Annotated in this window: 4 protein-coding genes; 2 read left to right on the forward strand and 2 right to left on the reverse strand. The window is 63.2% G+C overall.

Annotated features, from left to right (window positions below):
* Positions 1-100 precede the first annotated feature (100 nt).
* Positions 101-1657, forward strand: a complete 1557-nt coding sequence (locus tag AC0L30_RS33935; RefSeq protein WP_007599194.1) for a TadE/TadG family type IV pilus assembly protein — start codon at positions 101-103, stop codon at positions 1655-1657.
* Positions 1658-1673: 16 nt separating this feature from the next.
* On the opposite strand, the gene argJ is transcribed toward AC0L30_RS33935, so the two are convergent.
* Positions 1674-2915 (reverse strand): bifunctional glutamate N-acetyltransferase/amino-acid acetyltransferase ArgJ, encoded by a 1242-nt coding sequence (gene argJ, locus AC0L30_RS33940; protein WP_007599195.1) that lies wholly within the window; start codon positions 2913-2915, stop codon positions 1674-1676.
* 103 nt (positions 2916-3018) lie between these two features.
* Positions 3019-3948, reverse strand: a complete 930-nt coding sequence (locus tag AC0L30_RS33945) for a peptidylprolyl isomerase (protein WP_473406163.1) — start codon at positions 3946-3948, stop codon at positions 3019-3021.
* Between the two features lie 361 nt (positions 3949-4309).
* Here AC0L30_RS33945 and secA point away from each other — a divergent pair, with 361 nt between their 5' ends.
* The gene (gene secA, locus AC0L30_RS33950) at positions 4310-7150 is read left to right on the forward strand and encodes a preprotein translocase subunit SecA (RefSeq protein ID WP_473406164.1); all 2841 of its coding nucleotides are present in this window, start codon (positions 4310-4312) and stop codon (positions 7148-7150) included.
* Positions 7151-7298: the final 148 nt, after the last annotated feature.

A 7298-nucleotide genomic window follows, 5' to 3' on the forward strand; every position in this document is an offset into this window, starting at 1 on the left:
CGTTAACCCTGTGACGGCCCGTGTTTCCGAGGTCTCCATAAGTCATATTTAATCCACGGTTCCTAGAGTGGAAACGCTGAAACCATTCCGGGCCAGATCCATGCGCGTTGAGTTTCGTCCCATCTTCCGTCGGTTTCTCCGCGATCGCCGCGGCAATGTCGCGGTGATCTTCGCAATCTGCTGCGTCCCCCTGATCACGTTCATCGGTTGCGCCGTCGACTATTCGATGGCGACCAGGATGAAGGCAAAGCTGCAAGCTGCTGCCGATGGCGCCGCTGTCGCCGCCGTCTCACAGAAGGCCCCCGGCTTTATCGCTGCCGCAGCCATGACGGGCAATGGCTCCGTCACGGAGGGCGTGAACGACGCCAATAACGTGTTCGACGCCAACATGAGCAATGTCACGGCACCGCCCAACTTGTCTCGCAACAGCACGGTGACGAAGACTGGGATCGCCGTGGCCGCCAGCGTCCAGTTCAGTGCCGACGTCCCCGTCACCTTCCTGAAGATTCTCGGCTACCAAAAGCTCAGCGTCTCCGGCACCTCGAATGCCTCCGCGTCGCTGCCGCCCTATCTCGATTTCTATCTCACGCTCGACGTCTCCGGATCCATGGGCCTGCCGTCGACCTCGGCCGAGGCCGTCCGAATGCAATCGATCAACCCGGACAACTTCAGGCAATACCCCACAGGCTGCACCTTGGCCTGCCATTTCGCGCCCCAGAACAGTGCGTGCACCGATAGCGGAACGCAGGGATATCCTACCAACAATTACTGTCTGGGCTATGCGATCTCGCGCGTCAGTCAAAGCGGCTATGCCGGTCTGCTTTCGACGACGACTGTGAATTCAACGTATCCAAAGGGCAAGAAGCTGTCGTCTTCAGTCGTGTCCGGTCTACCGGGCTCACTGTATTCGACCCTTCCGACCGTTGCGAACTGCCCCACCGCCGGAACCGATAACTGCATTCAGCTCCGGCTGGATGCGGTCGGCTACGCCGTGAACCAGCTGTTTATCACCGCCAACAGCAGCATGAAGGTCGCTAATCAATTCCGGATTGGTATCTATCCGTTCATTCAGTACCTCGATAAGAACTATTTTCCGCTGACGTCCAGCATCAACGGTTCTTCGACGAATCCGTCGACAATCAACTACGCAGCCGCCAATCTCGCTTCGTTGCTCGACACCAACATGAATACGGCTCTCGGATCGGGCGGCACCCATATCGATAACGCGTTGAGTTCGCTCAACAGCTTGATCGTCAGCGCCGGCGACGGCAGCGCCTCGAGCAACGCGCGACCCTATGTATTCCTCGTCACCGACGGCGCACAAGATCCGCAAGTCAAAGGCGTTCCGAATGGAGGCTGGTCGGGCAGTAACCATGCCACGGTCATCAATCCGGCGACCGTCTGCAAACCCTTGAAGGACAAGGGTATCATCATCTCGGTGCTCTACATTCCTTACCAGGTGATCGATCCGGTGAACGCGTCTTTTGCCAATGACGAGGACGATTACGCCAATTGGAACATACCGCTTATTCCGGCGAGCCTGCAGGGCTGCGCGACGCCGGGCTACTTCTATACGGCGAATACCCCGGCGGACATCACGGCCGCCCTGAACGCCATGTTCAATCAGGCGCTGATCACCGCGCATATCACGAAATAGTCGTCCGTCGGGACGCTTACGACCTGTAATCGCCGTTGATCGCGACATACTCCTTGGTGAGGTCGCAGGTCAGCACGCGGTCGCGGCCCTTGCCGAGGCCAAGTGAGACCTTGATCGCGATCTCCGGCGCCTTCATCGCTTCCGACACTTGCGCCTCGTCATAGGACGGATCGCGCGCGCCGCTCTTGGCGACGCGGATGCCGTTGAAGGAGATCGAGAGCTTGTCGCGGTCGGCCGGCTCGCCGGCCTTGCCGACCGCCATCACCACGCGGCCCCAATTGGCGTCCTCGCCGGCGATTGCGGTCTTCACCAGCGGCGAGTTCGCGATCGACATCGCGATCTTGCGCGCCGAGGCCTTGGTCTTGGCGCCCTCGACGGTGATCTCGACCAGCTTACGGGCGCCTTCGCCGTCGCGGGCCACCTGCTCGGAAAGATTGGCGAGCACCTGGTTGAAGGCCTTGACGAAGGCTTTCAGGCGGGGGTCGCTGGCGCGGCTGATCTTCGGCGCGCCGTGTTCTGCGGCAGCACCGGTGGCGAACGCCAGCAGCGTATCCGAGGTCGAGGTGTCGCCGTCGATCGTCACCGCGTTGAACGTGTCCTCGACGCCGCTCTTGAGCAGCGCCTGCAGCGCGGCCGGCGCGATCGGTGCGTCGGTGAAGATGAAGGACAGCATCGTCGCCATATCGGGGGCGATCATGCCGGCACCTTTGGCCATGCCGTTGATGGTGACCTTGGCCTTGCCGAGCTTCACGGTTGCGGTCGCGACCTTCGGGAAGGTGTCGGTGGTCATGATCGCCTTGGCGGCGGCGAGATAATCGCCGGCCTCGGCGGTTTCCGCGAGCCGCCCGAGCACGCCGTCGAACTTGGTCGCATCCAGCGGCTCGCCGATCACGCCGGTCGAGGCCAGGAAGATCTCGCCCTCGGTGCATCCGACGGCCTTGGCCGCGATCTTCGCGGTCAGTGCCGTGGAGCTGCGACCGGTCTTGCCGGTAAAGGCATTGGCGTTGCCGGAATTGACCACCAGCGCGCGCGCCTTGCCGCCCTTCAGCTTGGCGCGGCACCATTCCACCGGTGCGGAGGGGCATTTCGACTTGGTGAAGACGCCTGCGACCGCGGTGCCCTTGTCCATCACCGCGAGCAGCACGTCGGTGCGGTTCTTGTAGCGGATGCCGGCCTCGGCCGTCGCGAGACGGACCCCCGCGATCACGGGCATGTCGGGAACGTGTTTCGGGGCGAGGGGAGAGACGGAGGAGGACATCGCGGGCGCCTTGATGGGATCTGGATATGCAGATGCCCGGCGCGGGGGCCGGGCATCACGGAGGGTTAGATACTCTTCACGTCACCGAAGTGACAGCGAATTCTTACTTCTTCGCAGGCGGCGCCATCTTGCTGTCGGACGGCTTCGCATCCGAAGGCTTGGCATCAGCCGGCTTGGCGTCCTTGGCCGCATCCGCCGGCTGGTCCAGCCGCTCGACCTTGGCTTCCGCGCGCAGCTTGGCGACGTAATCGGCCTGGGCCTTGCGGGTGACATACTGCTCGATCTGCGCCTTGACCTGCTCGAAATCAGGCGCCTTGCGGTTGCGCTTTTCCTCGACCTTGATGACGTGCCAGCCGAACTGCGACTTCACGGGGTCGGAGATCTTGCCCGGCTCGAGCGCGAAAGCGACCGCCGAGAATTCCGGCACCATCTGCTCCTTGGTGAAGAAGCCGAGGTCGCCGCCGTCGGCCGAACCCGGATCCTTGGACTTCTTCTTGGCGAGCTCGGCGAAATCGGCGCCCTTGTCGAGCTCGGCCTTCACCGCCTTGGCCTCGTCTTCGGTCTCGACCAGGATGTGGCGGGCGTGCACTTCCTGCTCGCCGGTGATCTGCTTGGAGGCCTCCTCATAGACCTTCTTCATGGCGTCAGGGGTGGTGGCGGCCTTGCCCTCGCCGGCGAGCAGGCTGTCCATCAGCAGGCGGTTGCGGGCGAACGCGAGCCGCTTCTTGAACTCCTCGCCGTCGGCGAGCTTCTTGTCCTCGGCGGCCTTGCCGACGATCTTCATGTCGATCAGGAAGGACAGGACGTTCTCGTCCTTGGTGGCCGGGTCCATCTGGGCGAGGCTCGGCCCGAGTTCCTCTTCTGCCATGGCGACGTCGCTCTTCTTGATTTCCGCGCCATTGACCTTCGCCAGCACCGGATCGTCGGCAGCCCGGCCGGGACCCGCGATCAGCGCCAGCGCAAGGCAGCCCACGAGGGCGGTGGCGAGGCCGAAGCGCAGGCCGGTTTTGGTTACCGGGAACGAGGTGGTCATGGAAAATCCTTTTGTTGAAGCAGGGGGCTGCTCGAGCGGGGCGGACACTCGCCCAATTCAGGGGGCCTTGGCAACGCGAAAAGTCTGTCAAAATGATGAATTAGCCGCAATGCACCCGCCGTTGACAAGGCCCTGACCGGGCCATATCTCTGCCCGGTCGCGTCCATGCGATGGCGTTTATTTTGCTGCGTTTTTGGCCGTTGAACCCAGACTTGCCCAACTCCCACCCATATGGCGGATGGACCCCCCGCAGTCCGGGCTCCGGCGCCCAGCAGGCGTCACGGTGAGTTGATAGGCAGGCGGGTGACAACCTCTTGGCTGCAACGCGAACGCGGTTGAATCGCGAACACAGGAACTAAGCATGATCGGCGCGCTCGCCCGCAAGTTTTTCGGCTCCGCCAACGACCGGCGGGTGAAGGGATATCAGTCCCGCGTCAACGCGATCAACGCGCTGGAGCCCGAGGTCTCGAAACTCTCCGACGAAGCCCTCAAGGCCCGCACCGTCGAGTTCAGGCAGCAGCTCGCCGAGGGCAAGACCCTGGACGACCTTCTGGTCCCCGCTTTCGCCACGGTCCGCGAAGCCGCCAAGCGCACGCTCGGCCAGCGCCATTTCGATGTCCAGCTGATCGGCGGCATGGTGCTGCACGAGGGCGACATCGCCGAGATGAAGACCGGCGAAGGCAAGACCCTGGTCGCAACGCTCGCGGTCTACCTCAACGCGCTCGCCGGCAAGGGCGTCCATGTCGTCACCGTCAACGACTACCTTGCCCGCCGCGACTCCGCCTGGATGGGCCAGATCTACGGCTTCCTCGGCCTGACCACCGGCGTGATCGTGCACGGCCTCGACGATTCCGAGCGCAAGACGGCCTATGCCTGCGACATCACCTACGGCACCAACAACGAATACGGCTTCGACTATCTGCGCGACAACATGAAGTACCGGCTCGAGGACATGGTCCAGCGGCCGCACTTCTACGCCATCGTCGACGAAGTCGACTCCATCCTGATCGACGAAGCGCGCACGCCGCTGATCATTTCCGGTCCGCTCGACGACCGCTCCGACTTCTACAACACCATCGACGGCTTCCTGCCCAAGCTCGACAAGTCCGACTACGACGTCGACGAGAAGCAGCGCACAGTGACGCTGACCGAAGCCGGCATGGAGAAGATCGAGACGCTGCTGCGCGATGCCGGCCAGCTCAAGGGCGAGTCGCTCTACGACGTCGAGAACGTCTCCGTCGTGCATCACATCAACCAGGCGCTGCGCGCCCACACGCTGTTCACGCGCGACAAGGACTACATCGTCCGCGACGACGAGGTCGTCATCATCGACGAGTTCACCGGTCGTATGATGCAGGGCCGCCGCTATTCGGAAGGCCTGCATCAGGCGCTGGAAGCCAAGGAGCACGTGCAGGTCCAGCCCGAGAACCAGACGCTGGCCTCGATCACCTTCCAGAACTATTTCCGGATGTACGAAAAGCTCGCCGGCATGACCGGCACGGCGCTGACCGAAGCCGACGAATTGTTCGACATCTACAAGCTCGAGGTCGTGGAAATCCCGACCAATTTGCCGGTCGCCCGTCTCGACGAGGACGACGAGGTCTATCGCACCCAGAACGAGAAATACGCCGCGATCCTGGCCGAGATCGAGCGCGCCAACGCGCGGCTGCAGCCGGTGCTGGTCGGCACCGCCTCGATCGAAAAATCGGAAGTGATCGCCGAATATCTCAAGAAGCACGGCTATCGGCAGATCGATTTCGGCAGCGAAAATTCGATGCAGAAGCTGTACGCCGCGGCCCGCGCCGGCAAGCCGGCAAAGCTGTTCGCGGTGCTGAACGCGCGCTTCCACGAGCAGGAAGCCTACATCGTCGCGGAAGCCGGCGTCCCCGGCGCGATCACGATCGCGACCAACATGGCCGGCCGCGGCACCGACATCAAGCTCGGCGGCTCGCTGGAAATGCGGATCCAGCAGGAGGCCGCTTCGATCGAGGACGAGGCCGAGAAGGCCAAGAAGATCGAGCAGATCAAGGCCGACATCGAGCACTTCCGCGACATCGTGCTGAAGGCCGAGGAAGAGGTCGAGATCGAGCCGGCGAAGGGTTCGAAGCCCGCCAAGACCGTGAAGAAGCCCGGCGGCCTCTACATCATGGGTTCTGAACGCCACGAATCCCGCCGCATCGACAACCAGCTCCGCGGCCGTTCCGGCCGTCAGGGCGACCCCGGCCGCTCGAAATTCTTCCTGTCTCTGGAAGACGATCTGATGCGCATCTTCGGCTCGGATCGCCTCGACAGCATGCTGCAGCGTCTCGGCCTGCAAGAGGGCGAGGCCATCATCCATCCCTGGATCAACAAGGCGCTCGAAAAGGCGCAGCAGAAGGTCGAGGCGCGCAACTTCGACATCCGCAAGAATTTGCTCAAGTTCGACAACGTCCAGAACGACCAGCGCAAGGTGATCTTCGACCAGCGCGTCGACCTGATGAAGGACGACAGCGTCGCCGAGACCGTCGCCGACATGCGCCACGCCTTCATCGACGACCTCGTCGCCAAGCACGTGCCCGAGCACGCCTATGCCGAACAGTGGGACGTCGCGGGCCTGAAGGAAGAGCTCAAGCGCGTGCTCGATCTCGACCTGCCGGTCGAGGACTGGGCCAAGGAAGAGGGCATCGCCGACGAGGAGCTGCTCACGCGCATCGAGACCCGCGCCGACGAGCACATGGCGGCCAAGGTCGGGCAATGGGGTCCCGACGTGATGCGTTACGTCGAGAAGACCATTCTGCTGCAGACGCTCGACCATCTCTGGCGCGAGCATCTGATCATGCTCGACCATCTGCGCCAGGTCATCGGCCTGCGCGGCTACGGCCAGCGCGATCCGCTGCAGGAGTACAAGACCGAGGCGTTCAACCTTTTCCAGGAGATGAGCGCGCATCTGCGCGAGGCCGTCACGGCGCAGCTGATGCGGGTCGAGATCGTGCCGCCGGAGCAGGAAGCCCCGGTGCTGCCTCAGATGGAAGCGCACAAATTCGACCCGAACACCGGCGAGGACGAAATGGCGCTCGCCAGCGTCACGCTCGGAGCGCAGGCCACCGACGCCGCGTTGCGCGATCCCAAGAACCCGGCCAGCTGGGGCAAGATCGGCCGCAACGAGGATTGTCCGTGCGGTTCAGGCAAGAAGTACAAGCACTGCCACGGGCGGTATGCGTAAGGCTTGAATGTCAAGCGCCGACGTCGGCGCCTCACACTCCACTGTCGTGGGGGGGGGGGGGGGGGGGGGGCCCCCCCCCCCCCCCCCCGGGGGGGTGGAAAAAAAAGGGGGGGGGGGCGCGAAAAAAATAGGAAGAGGGAGCGGGGGG

The sequence above is a fragment of the Bradyrhizobium sp. MI1.11 genome, assembly GCF_055811255.1.

Bases quoted from the DNA above. Each gene is read 5' to 3' on its own strand.
- AC0L30_RS33935 (WP_007599194.1), top strand. From the start codon at position 101: ATGCGCGTTGAGTTTCGTCCCATCTTCCGTCGGTTTCTCCGCGATCGC.
- argJ (WP_007599195.1), bottom strand. From the start codon at position 2,915: ATGTCCTCCTCCGTCTCTCCCCTCGCCCCGAAACACGTTCCCGACATG.
- AC0L30_RS33945 (WP_473406163.1), bottom strand. From the start codon at position 3,948: ATGACCACCTCGTTCCCGGTAACCAAAACCGGCCTGCGCTTCGGCCTC.
- secA (WP_473406164.1), top strand. From the start codon at position 4,310: ATGATCGGCGCGCTCGCCCGCAAGTTTTTCGGCTCCGCCAACGACCGG.